The organism is Roseovarius sp., from assembly GCF_027019125.1.
Lineage (GTDB): Bacteria > Pseudomonadota > Alphaproteobacteria > Rhodobacterales > Rhodobacteraceae > Roseovarius.
On the sequence record NZ_JALUXE010000008.1, the window covers coordinates 146,202 to 164,768 of the forward strand.

Annotated in this window: 17 protein-coding genes; 10 read left to right on the top strand and 7 right to left on the bottom strand. The window is 60.7% G+C overall.

Translation table 11 applies throughout. The features are described 5' to 3' along the window. Positions 1-16 precede the first annotated feature (16 nt). From MVC20_RS04830 to MVC20_RS04850, 5 genes are all read left to right on the top strand, one after another. Positions 17-880, top strand: a complete 864-nt coding sequence (locus MVC20_RS04830; RefSeq protein ID WP_297538984.1) for a flagellar motor protein MotB — start codon at positions 17-19, stop codon at positions 878-880. A gap of 87 nt (positions 881-967) precedes the next feature. Continuing rightward, positions 968-2,269: a flagellar hook-basal body complex protein gene (locus MVC20_RS04835; protein WP_297538986.1), complete on the top strand. Its 1,302-nt coding sequence runs from the start codon at positions 968-970 to the stop codon at positions 2,267-2,269. A 33-nt stretch (positions 2,270-2,302) separates the two neighbouring features. Beyond that, positions 2,303-3,751, top strand: coding sequence for a flagellar hook-associated protein FlgK (gene flgK, locus MVC20_RS04840; RefSeq protein WP_297538988.1), 1,449 nt, complete (start codon positions 2,303-2,305; stop codon positions 3,749-3,751). Positions 3,752-3,753: 2 nt separating this feature from the next. Further along, positions 3,754-4,764: a flagellin gene (locus MVC20_RS04845; protein ID WP_297538990.1), complete on the top strand. Its 1,011-nt coding sequence runs from the start codon at positions 3,754-3,756 to the stop codon at positions 4,762-4,764. Further along, a complete protein-coding gene (locus tag MVC20_RS04850; protein WP_297538992.1) occupies positions 4,761-5,879 on the top strand; it encodes a flagellar basal body P-ring protein FlgI in 1,119 nt (372 codons plus the stop codon). Before MVC20_RS04845 ends, MVC20_RS04850 begins: the two co-directional genes overlap by 4 nt. A gap of 32 nt (positions 5,880-5,911) precedes the next feature. On the opposite strand, the gene MVC20_RS04855 is transcribed toward MVC20_RS04850, so the two are convergent. Further along, positions 5,912-8,128, bottom strand: a complete 2,217-nt coding sequence (locus MVC20_RS04855) for a hypothetical protein (protein WP_297538994.1) — start codon at positions 8,126-8,128, stop codon at positions 5,912-5,914. Positions 8,129-8,342: 214 nt separating this feature from the next. On the opposite strand from MVC20_RS04855, the gene MVC20_RS04860 reads away from it, so the two are divergent. Continuing rightward, a complete protein-coding gene (locus MVC20_RS04860) occupies positions 8,343-9,314 on the top strand; it encodes a glycosyltransferase family 2 protein (RefSeq protein ID WP_297538996.1) in 972 nt (323 codons plus the stop codon). Here MVC20_RS04860 and MVC20_RS04865 read toward each other — a convergent pair. The 6 genes from MVC20_RS04865 to fliF form a co-directional block, all read right to left on the bottom strand. After that, on the bottom strand, positions 9,311-11,557 hold the full coding sequence (locus MVC20_RS04865) for a glycosyltransferase family 2 protein (RefSeq protein WP_297538998.1): 2,247 nt from the start codon (positions 11,555-11,557) through the stop codon (positions 9,311-9,313). The two genes, MVC20_RS04860 and MVC20_RS04865, sit on opposite strands and share 4 nt — an antisense overlap. Then, complete coding sequence (locus MVC20_RS04870; protein ID WP_297539000.1) at positions 11,554-12,600, bottom strand: glycosyltransferase family 2 protein; 1,047 nt, start codon at positions 12,598-12,600, stop codon at positions 11,554-11,556. Before MVC20_RS04870 ends, MVC20_RS04865 begins: the two co-directional genes overlap by 4 nt. A 161-nt stretch (positions 12,601-12,761) precedes the next feature. Beyond that, the gene (gene fliP / locus MVC20_RS04875) at positions 12,762-13,499 is read right to left on the bottom strand and encodes a flagellar type III secretion system pore protein FliP (RefSeq protein ID WP_297539002.1); all 738 of its coding nucleotides are present in this window, start codon (positions 13,497-13,499) and stop codon (positions 12,762-12,764) included. Then, positions 13,499-13,795 (bottom strand): FliM/FliN family flagellar motor C-terminal domain-containing protein, encoded by a 297-nt coding sequence (locus MVC20_RS04880; protein ID WP_297539147.1) that lies wholly within the window; start codon positions 13,793-13,795, stop codon positions 13,499-13,501. The genes fliP and MVC20_RS04880 overlap by 1 nt, the downstream gene beginning before the upstream one ends. After that, a complete protein-coding gene (locus MVC20_RS04885; protein WP_297539004.1) occupies positions 13,795-14,382 on the bottom strand; it encodes a flagellar biosynthesis protein in 588 nt (195 codons plus the stop codon). Before MVC20_RS04885 ends, MVC20_RS04880 begins: the two co-directional genes overlap by 1 nt. After that, on the bottom strand, positions 14,382-15,989 hold the full coding sequence (gene fliF / locus MVC20_RS04890) for a flagellar basal-body MS-ring/collar protein FliF (protein WP_297539006.1): 1,608 nt from the start codon (positions 15,987-15,989) through the stop codon (positions 14,382-14,384). Before fliF ends, MVC20_RS04885 begins: the two co-directional genes overlap by 1 nt. 121 nt (positions 15,990-16,110) lie before the next feature. On the opposite strand from fliF, the gene MVC20_RS04895 reads away from it, so the two are divergent. The 4 genes from MVC20_RS04895 to motA all read left to right on the top strand — a co-directional run bounded on the left by MVC20_RS04895 (position 16,111) and on the right by motA (position 18,560). Further along, the gene (locus MVC20_RS04895) at positions 16,111-16,614 is read left to right on the top strand and encodes a flagellar basal body-associated FliL family protein (RefSeq protein WP_297539008.1); all 504 of its coding nucleotides are present in this window, start codon (positions 16,111-16,113) and stop codon (positions 16,612-16,614) included. Between the two features lie 11 nt (positions 16,615-16,625). Further along, complete coding sequence (locus MVC20_RS04900) at positions 16,626-17,021, top strand: DUF6468 domain-containing protein (RefSeq protein ID WP_297539010.1); 396 nt, start codon at positions 16,626-16,628, stop codon at positions 17,019-17,021. Positions 17,022-17,074: 53 nt separating this feature from the next. After that, positions 17,075-17,620 (top strand): hypothetical protein, encoded by a 546-nt coding sequence (locus tag MVC20_RS04905; protein WP_297539012.1) that lies wholly within the window; start codon positions 17,075-17,077, stop codon positions 17,618-17,620. A gap of 70 nt (positions 17,621-17,690) precedes the next feature. Continuing rightward, a complete protein-coding gene (gene motA / locus MVC20_RS04910) occupies positions 17,691-18,560 on the top strand; it encodes a flagellar motor stator protein MotA (RefSeq protein ID WP_297539149.1) in 870 nt (289 codons plus the stop codon). The last annotated feature ends 7 nt before the right edge of the window (positions 18,561-18,567 follow it).

Consider the following 18,567-nt stretch of genomic DNA (forward strand, 5'->3'; position numbering starts at 1 on the left):
TACAAAGGTGGTGAGAATGGGCGCGCAGAGCAATGCCGCGCCAGTCGTCATCAAACGGAAGAAGGTTGTGGGCGGTGGCGGGCATCATGGCGGTGCCTGGAAAGTCGCTTATGCAGACTTTGTCACGGCCATGATGGCCTTTTTCCTGCTGATGTGGCTGTTGAACGCGACGACGGAACAACAACGCAAGGGGATATCGGACTATTTCAGCCCGACTGTTCCGATCAGCCGGACGTCAGGCGGGGGCGAAGGGGCCTTTGGTGGCGAGAGCGTCTTTTCTCAGGATGTTTTGGCGCAGAATGGCACTGGTGCCGCGCAACGTCTGGCAACCTCCAGCCAGCAGGCGCGAGGCGAAATGGGCCAGATGGAGGGGGGCAATCTTTCGGCGGAGCAAGAGGCCGAAGCACAGGCATTTTCCACCATCGAATCCATGCTGACCGGCCGCAGCGGCGAGAGTATGGTATCGGACGACCTGTTGCGCCACATCGTGACCCGTGTGACCGATGAGGGGCTGGTGATCGAGATTTTCGACCTGCCCGGTGCCCTGCTTTTTGAGGCGGAACAGACCAGCCCGACGCGATTGCTCCAAGACCTTTCGGTGCTCTTGGCCTCTGCAGCCAATCTTGTGATCAACGATGCGGCACTCGCGGGCTATGCGCGCGCGCAGCCCATTACGCTGGTCCGAAACCCCGTTTGGGACTTGTCCACCGCGCGCGCCAATCAGTTTCGCCGGATGCTAGAGGACGCGGGCCTCGCGGCCCCCCGGATGCGCAGGATCACGGGTCACGCGGACCGGTCGCCGAATGTCACCGATCCGATGGACCTGCGTAACAACAGGCTCCAGATGATCCTGCTGCGATCCCGAGATAGAGAGAACTAGCGAGATTTTTATCCATTAGCGGACTGTTAAAGTTACGCGCGTATGCCTGAGTCCCAAGGTTGGTCGACGCAGCAGAAGGGCGTATCCATGACAATTTCCTCCTCACTCAATGCCAGCGTTGCGGGGCTGAACGCGAATGCCACGCGGCTCGCCACGATCTCGGACAATATCGCCAACTCATCGACCTTCGGCTATCGCCGCGTTGAGGCCGATTTCGAATCCGTTGTCATCTCTGGTCGTGGTGGCAGCTATACGGCAGGCGGGGTGCGCGCAGGAACGCAGCGCCTGATTGATCAAGGCGGCGCGATTGTCAGCTCTGCGAACCCGACCGATCTCGCGGTGCGTGACCGTGGATTTCTCCCGGTTGCGCGCGTCACCGACCTCTCGGTTGGCAATGGCGATCCACAGATGCTGCTGACCACAACCGGTTCGTTCCGTACCGATTCCCAGGGGCGGCTGGTCACGGAATCCGGCCTGGTTCTTTTGGGCTGGCCCGCCAATCCCGACGGCTCCATCCCCGAGTTTTCCCGTGATACGAGCACGGGACTGGAAGCCGTCCAGATCAATGTCAATCAACTGACCGGCGAGCCGACCACCGCCATCAATCTGGGCATCAACCTGCCTGCCACAGAGACGCGTTCTGACAGTCTGGGCGATCCACAACAGCTTTCGATCGAGTATTTCGACAATCTCGGCACGTCCGAGACGATTTCGATGCAGTTCACGCCGACCATTCCCGCGACGGGCCTCTCGAATGAATGGACCGTAACCCTGACGGACTCCGCGCAGGGCAATGCGCTCATCGGTGAGTATGTCTTGACCTTCGACGACGCGCGCGAAACGGGAGGCACGCTTCTTGATGTCCAGAGTTTGACAGGCGGGGCCTATGATCCGACCAGCGGCAGCATCATCGTCGATGTCGCAGGCGGGCCGATCGAGATCAATATCGGACGGCCCGGCACCTCTGATGGGATGAGCCAGCTTTCGGACAGCTTTGCACCGCTCTCTATCGCCAAGGATGGCTCTCCGGTTGGCAACATGACCTCTGCAGAAGTGGACGCCAACGGATTTGTCCGCGCCACCTTCGATACCGGGGTCAGTCGGATTGTATATCAGGTGCCGCTCGTGGACCTGCCCAATCCGAACGGCATGGTGTCGATGGATCAACAGACCTACCTGCCCTCGACCGATAGCGGCTCGTTCTTTCTCTGGGATGCAGGGGACGGGCCGACAGGCGACATCGTGGCCTTTGCCCGCCAGGAATCCGCAACCGATGTTGCCGGCGAGCTGACGGACATGATCCAGACGCAGCGCGCCTATTCCTCGAATGCCAAGGTAATCCAAACTGTCGACGAGATGCTGCAGGAAACAACCAACATCATCCGCTAATCGCCTGTCTGAGGCAGAAGGAAAGGAAATGCCATGACCCTCGGTTCGGCCCTGTCCAGCGCCCTCAGCGGGCTGGCCGCCAATACTCGCGCGGTCGACGTGCTGTCGGGCAATCTCGCGAATGCGCTGACCGAGGGGTTCGCGCCGCGCGAGATCACGCTTGCGGCGACGCGGGACAGTCGCGGCGTCCAGGTCATGGGTGTCGTGCGGCAGGTCGATCAGGGTCTTCTGTCCGACCGGCGTCTGGCCGATAGCGCCCGCGCGGCCTCTGAGGTGCAGGCCGGGTTCGCGCGCGCGGTTGAGACCGCGGTTGGCACGCCCGATGCGCCCAATTCCCTCACAGGTCGGGTGGCCAGATTTGAGGCGGCGCTCGACGCGGCGGCAAACCGCCCCGAGGATACGAACCGTCTTGCGGCGGTCCTAAGCGCCGCACAGAGCCTGACCACGGGGATCAACGATGCCGCCGCAGACATCGCGCGCCTGAGAACCTCCGCAGATCGCGACATTGCCACCGCGGTGCAGGCGTTGAACACGGGTCTCAAAGAGGTCGCCGCGCTCAACACCCAGATCACTATGGGTCAGTCGCGCGGCCATGACATCACGGCACTTGAGGATCAGCGTCAGCGCGCGATCGACGCGCTGTCACTGATTGTTCCTCTGCGGCAACTGCCGCGCGGGGATGCCTCTGTGGCGCTTGTGACCACGGCCGGGGGAATGTTGCTGGATGGACGGGCCGTCAACGTCACCTTTGAACCCGCACCGCTGGTGACGCCACACATGACACGCGAAGGCGGGCATGTCTCAGGTATCGCAATCGACGGAACCGACGTACCCGTCGGAGCTGATCGAGGACCCTTGCAAGGCGGGCGGCTTGGCGCATTGTTCGACATTCGGGACCGCGCGGCGGTTGAGGCGAATGCAAAGCTTGATGCGCTGGCACGCGATCTGGTGGAGCGATTTCAGGAACCGGGCCTGGACGCGACACGCGCGCCGGACACGCCGGGTTTCCTGACGGATGCGGGCACTGTTTTTGCCGCGGAGAACGAGCTTGGCCTTGCCGGCCGGATCGCGGTCACGCGGGTTGTTGATCCCTCCCAAGGAGGGGCAGTCTTCCGGATTCGAGACGGCCTTGGGGCATCGCTCGCCGGGCCGCCGGGAAACGGGGCGCTGCTTGGGGCGCTGAGCCGTGCCTTGACACAGACCACCAGTTTGCCGTCCGGCCTTTTGGGAGGGGGAATGCGTTCTGCCGCCAATCATGCAGCGACCCTGATCTCGAGCCTCTCGCAAGAGCGGGTTGCAACGGAAGAGCGCCAAAGCTTTGCCACGGGTCAGGCCGAAGAGTTCAGGGCACAAGAATTGGCCACCGGCGTAGACAGGGACGCGGAACTGCAGCGTCTGTTGCTTGTGGAGCAGGCGTTCGGCGCCAATGCCCGCATGATCCAGACGATTGATGACATGCTTGATACCCTGCTGAGGATATGACCATGAATTTTCAGACCATTGGTGATCTTGCCCAATCCTTTGCGCTGCGCCGGCAGGGTGTGGACCTGCGCCAGCAACTGGACCGCCTTGGGCTGGAATTGAGCAGCGGACGGGCGGCAGACCTTGGGCGGCACCTGTCGGGAAACTTCCTGCCGCTGGCCGATATCGAGCACGAGCTGGTGCTCTTGTCAGGGCATCGTACGGCAGCACGCGAGGCTGCAACCGACACAGAGGTCATGCAGGCCGCGCTCGCCCGTGTGCAGAGCGCAACCACCGACCTGGCGGCGCAGGCCATCACGCTCGGGACGGCCGGTACGACACGCCAAGTCTCAGACGTTGCGAATAGTGCCGTTCAGGCCCTTGGTTCCCTGATCGGGGCCCTTAACACAGAGGTTGCCGGCCGGTCCCTGTTTTCCGGGGCGCAGACCGACACAAGCCCTTTGGCCCCGGCCGAAACTCTGCTGTCCGAGGTGCGAGGCGCTCTCATCGGGGCGACGAGCGCCGCAGAGGTGCAAAGCCGGCTGGATATCTATTTTGATAGCCCGTCGGGCGGGTTTCTGGCCTCGATCTATCAGGGCGGGCACAGCGAGGTTGCCACATACAGGCTTGGCTCGGGCGAGTCTGTCGCCCTTGATATCCGGGCAGATGACACGGGCATGCGCGAGGCGCTCAAGCAGGTGGCGCTGATTGCTGCCAGCGATGATGCAGGTCTTTCCCTGCCGTTGGGTGATCGGATCGCTCTTGCGTCAGGGGCGGGTGTCGCGCTCCTGGCGCATCAGGATGTGCTGACCGCAATGCGCGCCAGTCTCGGTCAAGCTGAGAACCGGATCGCGCAATCGACGGTGCGGATTGCCACTGAAATCACCAGTTTCGAGATCGCACGCGCGGAACTGATCTCTGTGGATGCGTTCGAGACAGCGGTCGACCTGGAGCAGGTGCAAATCCAACTGGAGTCGCTCTATACCGTCACGGCGCGCGCATCGCGTCTCAGCCTGTTGAATTTCCTGTCATGAGGCTCTGGTCGCAAATTGTCAGGGGGGGCGCGGTTCTGGCGTTTGCGGTCGCCGGCATCGCGGCATCCGCCAGTCCGATCCGGATCAAGGATCTGGTCGAGTTCGACGGGGTGCGTGGCAATGATCTTGTGGGGTACGGCCTTGTCGTGGGGCTGAATGGCACGGGGGATGGATTGCGCAACGCGCCGTTCACCGAAGAGATCATGTCGAACATTCTCGAACGCCTCGGGATAAACGTTTCTGGAGAGCAATTTCGCCCCAAGAACGTCGCTGCAGTCTTTGTCACCGCTGAACTACCACCCTTTGCCCGTGCTGGGGGCCAGATCGACGTGACAATATCCGCCATTGGCGATGCCAAGAGCCTGTTGGGCGGAACCCTTGTGATGACGCCCCTCAATGCGGCCGATGGTCAGATCTATGCCGTGGCTCAGGGTACGATCATCGCGGGTGGCGTCGCCGCCCAAGGGGATGCGGGCGGCGTCGTGCAAGGGGTGCCGACGGCGGGCGTGATCCCCTCTGGGGCGCGGATCGAACGCGAAATCGACTTTGATTTTACCGCGCTGGACACGGTCCGTCTTGCCTTGAGAGAGCCGGATTTCACCACTGCCGCGCGGATCGAGACTGCGATCAACGGCACCCTGGGGCGCGACGCGGCCGTTATGCTAGACGCGGGCACCGTGCAATTGACGCTCTCGCGCATGCGTGCCGCTTCTCCTGCCCATGCCCTTGGCCAGATCGAAAATATTCTGGTCGAGCCCGAGCGCAAGGCGCGAGTGGTGGTGGATCAACGCTCCGGCACGATCGTGATGGGGCAGGATGTCCGGATTTCGCGGGTGGCCGTATCGCAGGGTAATCTCACCCTGCGCATTCAGGAAACGCCACTGGTGGTACAACCCAATCCCTTTGCCCAAGGTGAGACCGTCGTGGTGCCGCGCACCCAGGCGGGTATCGAAGAAGAGCCAGGGATCGGATTGGCCGAGGTTTTGCCGGGAACCTCGCTCTCGGAGGTGATTGCGGGTTTGAACGCGCTGGGTGTGGCCCCGCGAGACATGATCGACATACTCAAGAGTATCAAGGCGGCCGGGGCGCTGCATGCCGAATTCGTCGTGCGATGAGGGCGCGGCGGTTTGGGGCCGAGATCCGGGGATCACCCCGCCTTGAGTGCCTCGAGACCGATGCGCACGGCACGATTCGGGTTCTGAGCCAGAATTTTCTCCCCAAGCCTTTCGGCAAGTTTGGCGTGCCCTTTGGCAACAGCGCGGTTGAACAATTCGCGTTGGTAGCGCGGCAAGTCGCGCCGAGCGCGCAGCAGGCGGTAATAGTCCTGCGTCGTCAGAGTGCCATTCAGGGCCCCAAGGATGATCGGGCTGAGAATGCCCATCTGATTAAGCGCGCTGCCCAAACGATGCCCCAGAAGGGGCGCGCGCAGGTGCTGCACATTTGGATGTTGGAATCGCGCTGCATGTTGAGCATCGAGTGGCTCATAGGGATCATAGAGGATCGACACACGATGGGCCGCACGACTTACCTCTGCGGCGTCTCCGTACTTTCCGGAAAAATCCCTGTCCCACACGGTCTTGTAGCGGGTTTCCCAAGGGACGATGGATCTGTCGACCGTGCTCTGAGGCGAGATGGCGACCACGTCGCAACCGGGCGCTGCCGGCGCAAAGGCACAGGCAGCATAGCCCCCCATCGAAGCGCCATAGAACACGACCCGGCGAAACTTCTTGAAGAAGCCGTCTTGCTTGAGGGTGTCGAACTGATCGCAAACCCATGGCTCGCGATACCATGTCCAGCCGCCTGCCAGAACGCCCAACATCGACCAGCCTTGTTCCTGAATGAAATTGTATCCCCAAGGGCGCCGGTCCTCGCGCTTGGTCATGGCGATATCAAGGTTGTCGAATGTGACCACCAGCGTATCCGGATCGCGGGGCATGAAGAGAAAGCTGTGCCCCTCTGGCCCCGCACGATACCAGCCGTCCCGTCCGGCCAACTGATGCGCGATCTGGTCCCAAGTGTCTTCGGTCGGTGCAACCTCTGGCGCCTTGGGCTGGAGACGAATGCGGGTGATCGGATGCCCGTCATCCTCGCGCGTCGAGAGGGCTGTGTAGGTGCCAAACGCCTTCAGAAACGGAAACGCCCCCGAGCCTTTGCGCACATCCATGAAGACGCGACTGTCCGCATGCAGACAGCGTTCGAGGAATTTCCCAAGGAACGGCACGTTGTGACGGTCGCCAAAGCCCGAGAGATTGCATAAGACATCCACCGGGCGCAGGTCCGACTCTGCGCGCAGGACCCGGATGCGGTCGGGGCTTACATCATTCTCGATCAAAAAAGACATGTAGCCCGCCAGCCACTCCTGATCACCGTCTTTGAATTTGCCGCGGCGGTTGCAGTTGATCAGCTGGATGTCGCAATCGAACTTGTGGTGCAGGGCCAGCATGAACCCGCGGGCCTGTCCGGTCAGATCTGCCGCTACCGTGACAGTGTCGAGGTCCAACTCGTCGATCAGGGCCCCTTCGAAAGTTGTGTTGCCACGCCCCTTGATCGGCGCCAGTGCTGGCGTGATGCCGGTCTCCTGCACCAGCCTCTCCAGATAGGATCCTTTGGGTGGAAGGCCGTTGTGAATATTGCCCAATTGACGCTTGTTCGAGGCCCAGAGGTGCAGCGCCGTGGTTTCCGGCGTTATCAGCCCCTCTGCCAGCTCCGCCCGCCGCAGGAACTTGAATCGTTCCGGAAAGGTGATCGGGTAAAAGGCGTTGAGCGGCTGCACATGCTCTTCCAGACCCAATGCATGGACATAATGCGTGACCATCATCGGCCCCCAAACGCCCCAGGGTTGCTGCGAAACATGCACTGGTTTGCCCTTTTGCGCCTGTTTGCGCATCATCTCTTGACGCTTGCGGGGCAGAAAAGGGGCGATGGAATAGCGATCCGACGTAAATTCTAGCATCTGCGCCAGAATCTCGCTGTCGGCGGGCAGGCCGAGCACCGCGTTGTTCACGCGACGCTCGCCCGGCAATTCATAGCCCAACACATAGTCGCTGTCATAGTCCATCGGGCGATGGCAATAGACATCGGTATCCACCCAGATCATGCCGGGGCATTTGTGGATCATGTGCAGGCGAAACCAGTCGGCAAAGAGTGCGTAGCTGTTCTTCTGCTCGTATTTTATGAAATCTTCGGTGTCGATGATCTCGCGCCCGTCGCGAAAGATGACCCCTGCGGGCATGTTCGGGATGGGTTCATAAGCGAAGAGGGTGATCTTCTGACCCTTGTCCACAAAGGACTTGAGGCAAATCTGTTCCAGCCAACTCAGTGCGCCGCCAATCCAGAGCGTCCCAACCTCGCGTATCCGTGCCACCAGAAACTCTCCTTCTAGCGCGCCATGCCGTCGGCACAGTGCGATTTCGAGCAGATTAGACGCTCTGACCGGGTTTGTGAATCGTCAGAATGGGAGGCGTCAGTGAAATTGCGGGTTCGTGTCAGCGCCGCCATGCGGCTTGTCTTGGCGGGGATGCTCACGTTAAGGTGACGGCAAAACAGAGCCGCCATACGGCGCGCGCAAAGAGGCGGATATGAGCACAGAGACCTATACCGTCGTCTCGACGATGAAGAACGAGGCCCCTTATATCCTGGAATGGGTGGCGCATTACAAAACGCTCGGTTTCGATCATATTCTGGTTTGCACCAACGATTGCACAGATACGACGGTTGAAATCCTGCGGCGGCTGCAAGAGATGGGCCATGTCACGCAGCATGACACGGTTGTGCGCAAGGCGGGCATTCACCGCAGCGCTCTGCGGCAGGCCAGCCGCCGCTATGACATCGTGCTGAATGCGTCCTGGGTGTTTGTGTGTGATGTGGACGAGTTCCTGAATATTCATCTGGGGGACGGTTCCGTGCGGGCGTTGGTCCAAGGGTCCGGTGCAGATGCGGATGTGATTTCGGTACCATGGCGTGTGTTTGGACCGAATGGTGTCGGCCAGTTCGTCGACAAGCCCGTGACCGAACAATTCACCAAGGGCGAATATGAATGGGACGCCGAGACGCGGCCCGGTACCGGCAAGTTCGTCAAATCTCTCTACACCAATCAGCACAAGTTCCTGCGCATGGGCCTGCATGCGCCGGTGTCGCGAGAGGAACATATTGCCACCGTGCGGCGCGTCCTGCCCGGCGGCCTTGATTATGTCGTGAACGGGCGCCGGACGGAGAATCCGCCGCTTTTTACGCATGCGCAGGTGAACCATTATGCGTTGCGCTCCATGGACAGCTTCTTGGTCAAGCGCGCGCGCGGGCGGGCCAACCATTCGCATCATGTTCTGGGCAAGGAATATTGGGACAAATTCAACCTGAATGATGAAATTGATCAATCGGTTGCGCGGTACAGCGAGAAAACCGCGGAATGGCTTGAGCTGTTCAAAAGGGACCCGCAGTTGGCAGATTTGCACGCCAAAGGCGTCGAGTGGCACCGACGCAAAGCGGCGTCATTGCGGATGGACCCTGATATGGACGAGCTGGTAGAGGCGATTTCAGCCGATTTCGGCTAATGCGCGGTATCGCCCTGCAACTCCACGGTAAAGAACCACTCAGCCATGGGGTCGCGTGATGCAACCTCGTCAGGGATCACGCCCGGACCGGATAGAAAGACATTCGATCCAAAGTGGCCGTGCAACCGCGACAGGCGTTCCATGCGGGGGCTTGTCAATTCTGCGAAGAAGTTGCTGTAATTTTCGGTCGCGCGCAATTCGGCGATTTTTGCGCGATGGCAGGCTACCGAATGGTGATGCGCGGCGGCAATTTCAGGGTCCTGCATCAGCCGATCCAGCTCGGCCCGCATCATCGCGAGGCGCGGCTGAATCGAGAGATCCTCCTGGAAATTGTTGTTCATGCGAAACCAGTAAGCGAGGCCTTGGTCGCGGTCCACATGGTTCACCCGCCCCCTGTCACGCTTGACCAAGAAACTCTCGGCAGAGCGGACGGCGTAATGATTGAGTTGCACGAGGTCGTAGCCATACGTCTCGATCGTTGACCGCCAGCCATTGCGATACATTTCGCGAGGCAGGGGCTTGCCCGATCCATTCACCCAGTTGATTTCTTCCCAGAGTTGGGGGTTAAGCCCCTTGGGGCGATGCACCCCCAGTTTCTTGAACAAGCCGATATTCTGGAACAGGGTCTTGAATCCCCAGGCCTGATGCGGTTTGCGCGCAAATTCCGGGGCACAGCGCAGAAACTGTTCGGTAATGGGGCGGTCGACATAGTCTCGCACATCGCCATTTCCAAAAAGCCGCCAGGTCATCGCGATCATGTTGGCATCCGGCACCGCAGCGAAGAGCGCATCGAGCGTGCCATCGCCGGTTTTGATGTTGATGTATTCATCCACGTCGATGCAGGTGATCCAAGTGGCAGATTTGATCACCGGCTCACTCTCGGCGGATTGCAGAGCGGCATGTTGCGGGGGCAAGTCCATCTCGCGAAAGCGGTTGTCGCGATGCTGCACAAATCCCTTGCGCTCCAGCAGTTGAAGCATGGTGTCGGTGCCGTCGGTACAGTCGTTGGTGTAGACGAGGATATCGTCGAACCCTATCGCGCGGTGATAGGCCAGCCATTCGAGGATAAAAGGACCCTCGTTCTTCATCGTCGTAACGATTGCCGCGCGCCCGCGTCCGCCATGTAGCGGATCGGGGGCGATTTCAGGCATGCGCACCGGTGTGTGATCAAAGTAGGATTGCGCGCGCTCCAGCAGCGGTGGGTGCTCGATCAAAGAGGATTTCGGCACGATCCGCGAGATTGACGGGGTCGGGTGGCGCAGCGCCATGTGCCGATGAAACCCCTGTGTGCGGGCCGCATCTGGGCGGGCATTGCCCACCCGCAGCAGACGCCAGACCGCATCCTTGGGCAGTTTCGAAGGCGCGAGGCACCAGCGCTGCCGCCCGCCACCCGAATCGAATTGAACGCAGATGTGATCGGCAAAGCGCGTTGGCTGACCATTGCGCACGCGCCAAGGATAGCAATGCCGCCCGATCAGTACGATCAAGCCACCGCGAGCGGCAACTGCGCTATCAAAGATCGTCTCGGGCCCGGTTACGACCAGATCGTGAACGTCGATATTGGCCACGGCGCGGGCCTCTGCCAGAAAGCGGTGGCGGGCAATTTCGTAGTAGCTGAGCGCTCCGAGGGGCGACTGCCATGGCGCGGGTGCGGGTATTTCCATCCGGTCCTTGCCCGGCGCCTCTGGAACACAAAAGGGATGCGCTTCGGGCGGGGCATCGGGATAGCCCAGCGGCTGATCGCTCGTGAGCAGGATAACCCGGATGTCGCGCCCGCTCTTGCTGAGCCCCTCGCGCAGCGCCTGAGCAAATTCCGGGTCCGAACCGGGAGATGCGCGGTCGAGGATCACGGCACCGGTCATCCGCTGCTGATCGGCATGGAACGCCAGCCAAGTCAGAACGGTCTCGGCATCCTCTCCGTTGCGCACGGCGGCGATGGTGTCGCGGCCTTCCAGCAGGGATAACTCGGCCTCGGCCGGGGTCACGTCCATCGCGCCGCTGGGTGTCTGAAACGCAAGGCGTCCTTCGGGCGCGGAATAGATGAGGATGGGCGCACTGCCCACGCTCATTTCTGCGAGGAGCACTGCGCCTTTCGGCGCTTCTATCAGGGCAGGGTCAACCTTGGGCGCGAAAAAGAGCGTGACGCGCCGCTCGCCATCGTGACGTGTTTCGACGGCATCGAGCAGGACAGTCCCCCCGAGCTCTTGGCTTGCCATGCGGCGTTCGATCACTTGCCCGGTCATGTGTCGGCGCCACCTTTGGTCAAGTGCAGCTGAGCGGCCAGAAACGCGCGCCCCTCTTCGGCCGAGGGGGGAGTGCTGTCGGTTAGAAAGCCCAGTCTGAACGCCAGCCGAACAGACTCGATTTCCTGCATCAGCGTTTGATAGCGGTTAGCGTGGGTTGCGAGACAGGCCGATTGCGCCGCCGCGACAGCCGGCATGGCCATGAGCCGCTCAATTTCTTGCCGGGTGTTGCGCATCATGGGCAGGATCTCTGTGGCGTCGACTGTATTCCAGTTGCGTTCGGCCCAATAGGCGATCCCGATCTCGCGGTCCATATGATTGGGCAATCCACGGGCGCGTTTGAGCATGAATTCCTCGACCGAGCGGAGCGAATAGTGGTTGAGCCAGGCGAGTGCTGGGGCCTTGAGCGCGCCATAGAGCGAGATTGCGTTGTCGTTTGCCGCGAACCCTTCGGCAAGATGCCGGCCGTCCGGACCGATCCACCTTGCCGCATGAGCTTGGCGTGCGCGTGGGCGGTGGACGCCGGGCTGCCGAAAGGCACGCGGCCTGTGCAGCGTCTTGAAGAGATGGGCCAGCGGGAAATGCAGATCAAATGGTGCCGCGCGGGTGAAACGCTCTGGTGTCAGGCCTGCGGCACGTCGCTTGTGGCCGCCTGAGCCGAACAATCGCCACGGCAGGGCGAGGGCGTCGAATTGCCCGGCAAGTCGTTCGTAATCTGCAAGCAGGTCGTGCAGGCTGTTGAAATGACCGCAGAGAAATTCGTCACAATCAAAGAAGAGCGCCCAGTCGGCCTTCTTGTACCCTTCGGTGTCGCGCAAGTGGCGCAACGCTTGCCATTGCACGGATTTGCCGCCTTTTGGGGAAAATTCCACATGCAATATCCGCGGGTCCTGAGTGAGGAGGTCCAGTAATGCCGCGCTGCCATCGGTGCAGTCATGGCTGTAAACCAGCATTCTGTCAAAACCGAGCGCCAGATGGTGCGCCAGCCATTCAACGACATAGGGACCATCATCGTGCAGACAGGTCATACCCAGAATAGTCAATGCGATCCCCTGCTGTCTGACCCGTATTGTTGGCGCGCTGGTGGGCACTATAGCCGGGGCTTAGGCTCAAAGTCACCCAAAGGCCGATGTCCTTTCGAAAATTCTCCCCCAGACGCGCGCATGTGGTGGGCTGTGTTCACAGTGCGGATTGCACCGGTTTGCTAAAGGTATCCGCGCACGAGGCTTTCTGCGATCAGTGTCCAGCCATCGGCGACGACAAAGAATGCCAGCTTGAAGGGTAAAGAGACGATGGCAGGCGGGACCATCATCATGCCCATCGACATCAGGATGGCCGCAACCACGAGGTCGATGATCAGAAAAGGCAGAAAAACCAGAAAGCCGATCTGAAAAGCACGTGCGATTTCCGACAGCATGAAACTGGGAATAAGAATCGAGAGTGGTGCGTCCGGCCCTGTCGGAGGTGTGGCCGTCTCTGGGCGCAGGGCGGCCATGGTTGCCAAAGTGTCAGGGTCCACGCGACCGAACATGAACACTCGAAAGGGGGCCAGTGTCCGCTCGATGGCGAGGTCAGTGGACAGGCGTTCCTGCAGCAGCGGCTCGATTCCGGTCTCCCAGGCTTGGGTAAAAACGGGTTCCATCACGAAAAAGGTCAGAAAGAGCGCGAGGCTCACGATCAGCATGTTCGGGGGGGATTGTTGCAGGCCGAGTCCTTGTCTCAGAATGGAGAGGACCGTGACGACAAAGGGAAAGCACGTTACCATGATCGCAATCCCCGGCGCGAGGCTGAGTACCGTAATCAAGGCGATCAGTTGCAGCGTGCGTGCCGACAACGAGCCGCCGTCGCCCAAGGACAAGGTGAGATCCTGTGCCGCCGCACCAGAGGCATGCCCTGCCAGAAAGAGGACGCTCAATCCGAAGAGGATCAGACCGGCCCTCATCATAACCCATCCTGCAAGTTCGCAACCTCTGTGACACGCACGGCAATCTGACCATGTTGATCTCCCGCGAGCTCTTCGAGTTGACCGCGCGCGATGAGGCGCTCGCCCACGTAGAGTTCCACGGCATCGTCAACGCGCCGGTCGAGGACCAGAACCGCGTTCTTGCCAAGTTTCAGCAGGTCCCGGATCAGCGGGCGCGCCTTGCCGACCGACACAGTGATCTCGATCGGGACCGAGGAAAACGGATTGTGCAGATCGTTGGGACAGGTTTCGCTGCTGTCGGTCTTGTCATCCATCATGCCACTATCCTCTGATTTTGCTGGAAGAATCCGGATACCGCGTTCTCGATCCTCAGCAAGACATCCGGCATGTCGAGCGCGCGTTCGCTCTCGCCCAAGCGCAGGAGAACCTGACCGCTCGCCAGGGTTTGATCCTCTGTCAAGGTGCAGGCAAGATCAGGCATCTCGGCGGTCAGACGACGCAGGATCGCGAGGTCCGCGGGGCCGGCTGTCAGCTGAACCGGCTGACGCCCGTTGGTCTCGAGCAAGTCATGGAGGATTTCGGTCACCTGCGGGACCAACATCGCGTGGCTGAGCGGGGGTAGCACCGTTTGCGTGATCTGCTGCAATAGACGCTGCATCGCACCCATGATCTCGCCGTGCACTTCCTCGTAGGTAAAGCCGATGTCCTGCAGGTTCTGGGCGAGATCAGCGGTGATCCTGCGACCATCCTCGACCTGCGATTTTACACAATCGTCCCACCCCGCCTGATAGCCTTTCTCGAAGGCTTCGAGGCGTTCTTCCTCAAGCGAGACATCCGTGATCGCAACGGGTTTCCCTTGGGAGAGCGCGCCAAAGTCGTGCAACAGATGTGCAATCGACATCAAACCCTCTCCTCTTCGCCTTCCAGCCAGGTGCGCAGGATCTCAACGGTTTCCTCCTGGCGTTGCCCGATCAGCGTGCGCAGACGTGCGACCGGATCGTCTGCATTGTCATCAAGACGCGGGCGCAGACCCGTTTGCGGTGTCTCGGACACATCGGACAGATCCGAGACGTCGATGTCGCCGTCGTCGATCAAGCCAGAAAGGGGCGTGAGTACAGGTTCCGGGTCCGGAGCCCGCCGTGCGGGAGCACTCAGTTGCGAGAGGGGTTGCGGGGCAGGGCGCGAGAGGATTGGGCGTAGTACAAAAAGGCCCAGCACAAGAGCCACGATCGCCAGAACCAGCGATTGAACCAAGGTCATGGTGTCGATGGCAAGACGCTGAAGCAAGCCCGCTTCGACAAGTGTGCCGGCCGGTTCTGCAGGCTGGAATTGCAAGGTGCGAATCGTCAACACGTCGCCGCGCGTTTCGTCCAAACCCACTGCAGAAGCAACAAGATCGCCAAGCGCAGTCAGTTCCTCTGCGGGGCGCGGGGCAAAGACTGGTGTGCCGCTAGCGTCGGGGGCGGTGATCCCGTTGATCAGAACCGCAACTGTCATGCGCTTGATCGCGCCGGGTTGCTGAATGATCTCACGCTCAGTGCTGGACACTTCATAGTTCACGCGTTCGCGTGTCTCGGTGTTCTCGCTGGCCGATGTTCCAGTTGCGGCCGCATCCCCGTCCGGCAGGTTGGAGGCGACTGTAACGCTGGTGTCGTTGCCGCTTGAGGTGTTCGCGCGTTCTTCGGTGTCCGTGCTTATGGCAACACGTCCCTCGGGGTCAAATCGCCGCTCGCGGGTTGATTCGGTTTGTGTGACGGCCTCGAGCGCGATCTCGACGACGGCATTTCCGGGCCCGACGCGCGCCTCAAGCAGACGCTGGGCGCGCAGGCGCAAGCCCTCTGCGCGTTCATCCGCGGTGTTGGCCTTGGTTTCTTCGGCCCCGTTCACCAAGGCCCCCTCGGCATCGATTATGGATACGTCGTCAGGCGTAAGATCGGCGACGGCAGATGCGATGAGAAACTGCAGCGCACGCGCATGTTTGACGGAGATCTCGGCCCCGTTTGTGGTGAGCGATACCGAAGCGGACCTGCGAATATTTCGCTGAAATGGATTGGCCCCGGTCGAGGCGATATGAACCCGTGCCGCCAGAATCGCGGGATGCGAGACGATCGTCCGGGCCAATTCACCCTCCTTGGCGCGCCAGTAGGCTGCGTCGAACATCTGTGATGTGGTGCTAAAGCCCGACAATCCATCGAGCAGTTCGTAACCGCTCGCGCCCAACCGCGGGAGACCCTCGCCAGCCAGAATCATGCGCAGTTCATCCCGGCGCGTCGCGTCGACGAGAATCGCATCGTTGCGCACCTCGTATCGGACGCCGTGTTGCTCTAGCGCTGCGACAACCTCGCCTGCGGCACCACTTTCGAGCCCCGCGTAAAGCAAGGTCATGCTCGGTGTGGATGCCATGCGTGCGAGGGCCAGAACCGCCCAAAACATCGCGACTGCGGCGCCGATGACGATGATACGGTTGCGCAGGGTCAGCGTCTTCCAGAGTTTCGTGATCTGCTGCAAAGCATGCCTCCGCTACCTTGAGTTCCAGAATTGTTCCAAGGTCATCATTCCTGCATCAGGCTTAACAATCGGTTAGTTTCTGTGGGTCTATAAGGGTTTATCGACAGCAGGATGGGTGAACATGCCAGAGACCGAGGAATTGGAGACAAGAGCCGTGGCGAAGCCGTCAAAGAGACCGCTGATGCTCGGACTGGTCTTGGCGCTCCTGGGCGCGGCGGCGGGGTTTTACACCGTGTGGTCTGGCTTGATACCGCTTGGCGGTGGGCATGGAGCTGTCGCCGAAGCGCCTGTTGACGCGGCTACCGATCCCGGTCTTTCGACGGTTGATCTGGCCTTTGTGCCGGTCATTCCCGTGGTTGTCTCGCTGGGGCAGGGGGCCGCGCGGTCGCATCTGCGATTCGCCGCTGAACTGGAGGTTAAGGCCGCCCATAAATCCGATGTCGAAAAGCTGATGCCGCGCATCGTCGATGTGACGAACACCTATCTGCGCGCGCTCAATCTATCGGATCTGGAAGACGCTCAGGCCTTGATCCGCCTGCGCGCGCAGCTCTTGCGCCGCATGCAGGTCGTGACCGGGGCCGGGCGCATCAACGATCTTTTGATCATGGAATTCGTGTTGAACTGAGGAGCGCGCATATGGAAATGATCTCGGATATTCTGCTTGTTGCGGGCGCGATCGGGGCGGGGGTCTATTGCTTTGTGCTGGCCCGACGGCTCAACCATTTCAACGATCTCGAAACCGGCATGGGCGGTGCGGTGGCGGTCCTTTCGGCGCAGGTTGACGATCTGACACGGACGCTTCAGGCGGCGCGGCAGACTGCGGACGGGTCCACGCGCTCGCTCGTTAGTGTCACCGAGCGTGCCGAAGATGTGGCCCGGCGGCTCGAGCTCCTGGTGGCCGCGATGCACGATCTGCCCAATCATGAGGGCTCTCCTCCGCAGCATCGCCAAGCGCCCGTCAGCCCCCCGATTGCCGAACCTGGACCTGTTTTCAAGCGCCATCATGAACCGGCACGCGGGGCGGCACAATGATCTGGCGATCCCTCGCGACCAAACGATCTGCGCGACCAAGACCTGCACGCGGCGTGCTATTAATTCTCTCGACCTTTCTGGTGGCATCGGCCTTGCTGCGGTTTGGCGAGGGTATCGGCGGGGCCTTTGCCCTTGCGTCAGACCCCACGGACGAGAGCAGCAACCCTCCCGCAAAGACCTGCGAAACGCCGGAAGATATGAAGGCCCTGCTTGGCGCGCTGCAAGAGCGCGGGCGCGCGCTTGAGGAGCGAGAAGCGGCCGTGCGAACCAGAGAGCAAGCGCTCAAACTGGTCGAGCAGGAGGTCGGCCAAAAGATCACGGCACTGACGTCTGCCGAAGAGGATTTGCGCCGCATGATCGCCGTCACGGAAAGTGCCGCTGAGAATGACGTGCTGCAACTCACCAAGGTTTACGAGTCGATGAAGCCAAAACAGGCGGCCGCGCTCTTTGAGGAGATGGATCCGGTCTTTGCGGCCGGATTTCTTGCCCGCATGCGCCCCGACGCCGCGGCAGATGTGCTCGCGGGTCTGTCTCCGGGTGCGGCACATGGCATCAGCGTGATCCTCGCGGGGCGCAATGCCACCGCGCCCCGGGAATGAGCGCGGATCGTCAGGGTTTGTTAATGGCTTGATGGCAGTCTCGGATCAGGGATTGCCCATGGGGAGCGGAATGGTCGGGATCATCGGGATTGTCGTAATTTTCGTCATGGTCTTTGGGGGGTATATGGCCGCCGGGGGCAAGCTCGGGATCATACTCAAGGCGTTGCCGTTCGAACTCATGATGATCGGCGGGGCAGCTGTCGGAGCCTTTCTCATCAGCAATGACGGGCCCGCGATCAAGCACACGCTCAGAGATGTGACCAAGGTCTTCAAGGGACCGAAATGGAAGCCGCAGGATTACCAGGATCTGCTCTGTCTCTTGTTCGAGCTTATCCGTCTGGGTCGGCAGAACCCGATTGCCGTCGAAGAGCATATCGAGGTGCCAAAAGAGTCGGCGATCTTTTCCAGATACCCCAGGATTCTGGCCGATGCAGAGGCCGTGGCGCTGATCAGCGACACGCTGCGCTCGGCCTCAATGAACTATGATGATCCGCATCAGGTTGAAGAGGTTCTGGAAAAGCGGATGGAGGCCACTCTTCACCATGCCCTGCACTCGAGCCATGCCCTGCAAACCATGGCCGATGGCTTGCCCGCTTTGGGGATTGTCGCCGCTGTCCTGGGGGTCATCAAGACGATGGCGTCGATTGACCAACCACCGGAAATCCTCGGCAAGATGATCGGTGGCGCGTTGGTCGGAACCTTTCTGGGCGTCTTTCTCTCCTACGGGCTGGTCGGGCCCTTCGCGGCCAAGGTCAAGGATGTGGTCGAGGAGGACGGGCATTTCTATCAACTGATCCGTGAAGTGCTGGTGGCCAACCTGCATAACCATGCAACGAACATCTGCATTGAAGTGGGGCGGCAAAACACACCAGAGCACAAGCGCCCAAGTTTCAACGAGTTGGAAGAGGCATTGAAATCTCTCAAGCAGGAGGCGGCATGATCCGGGC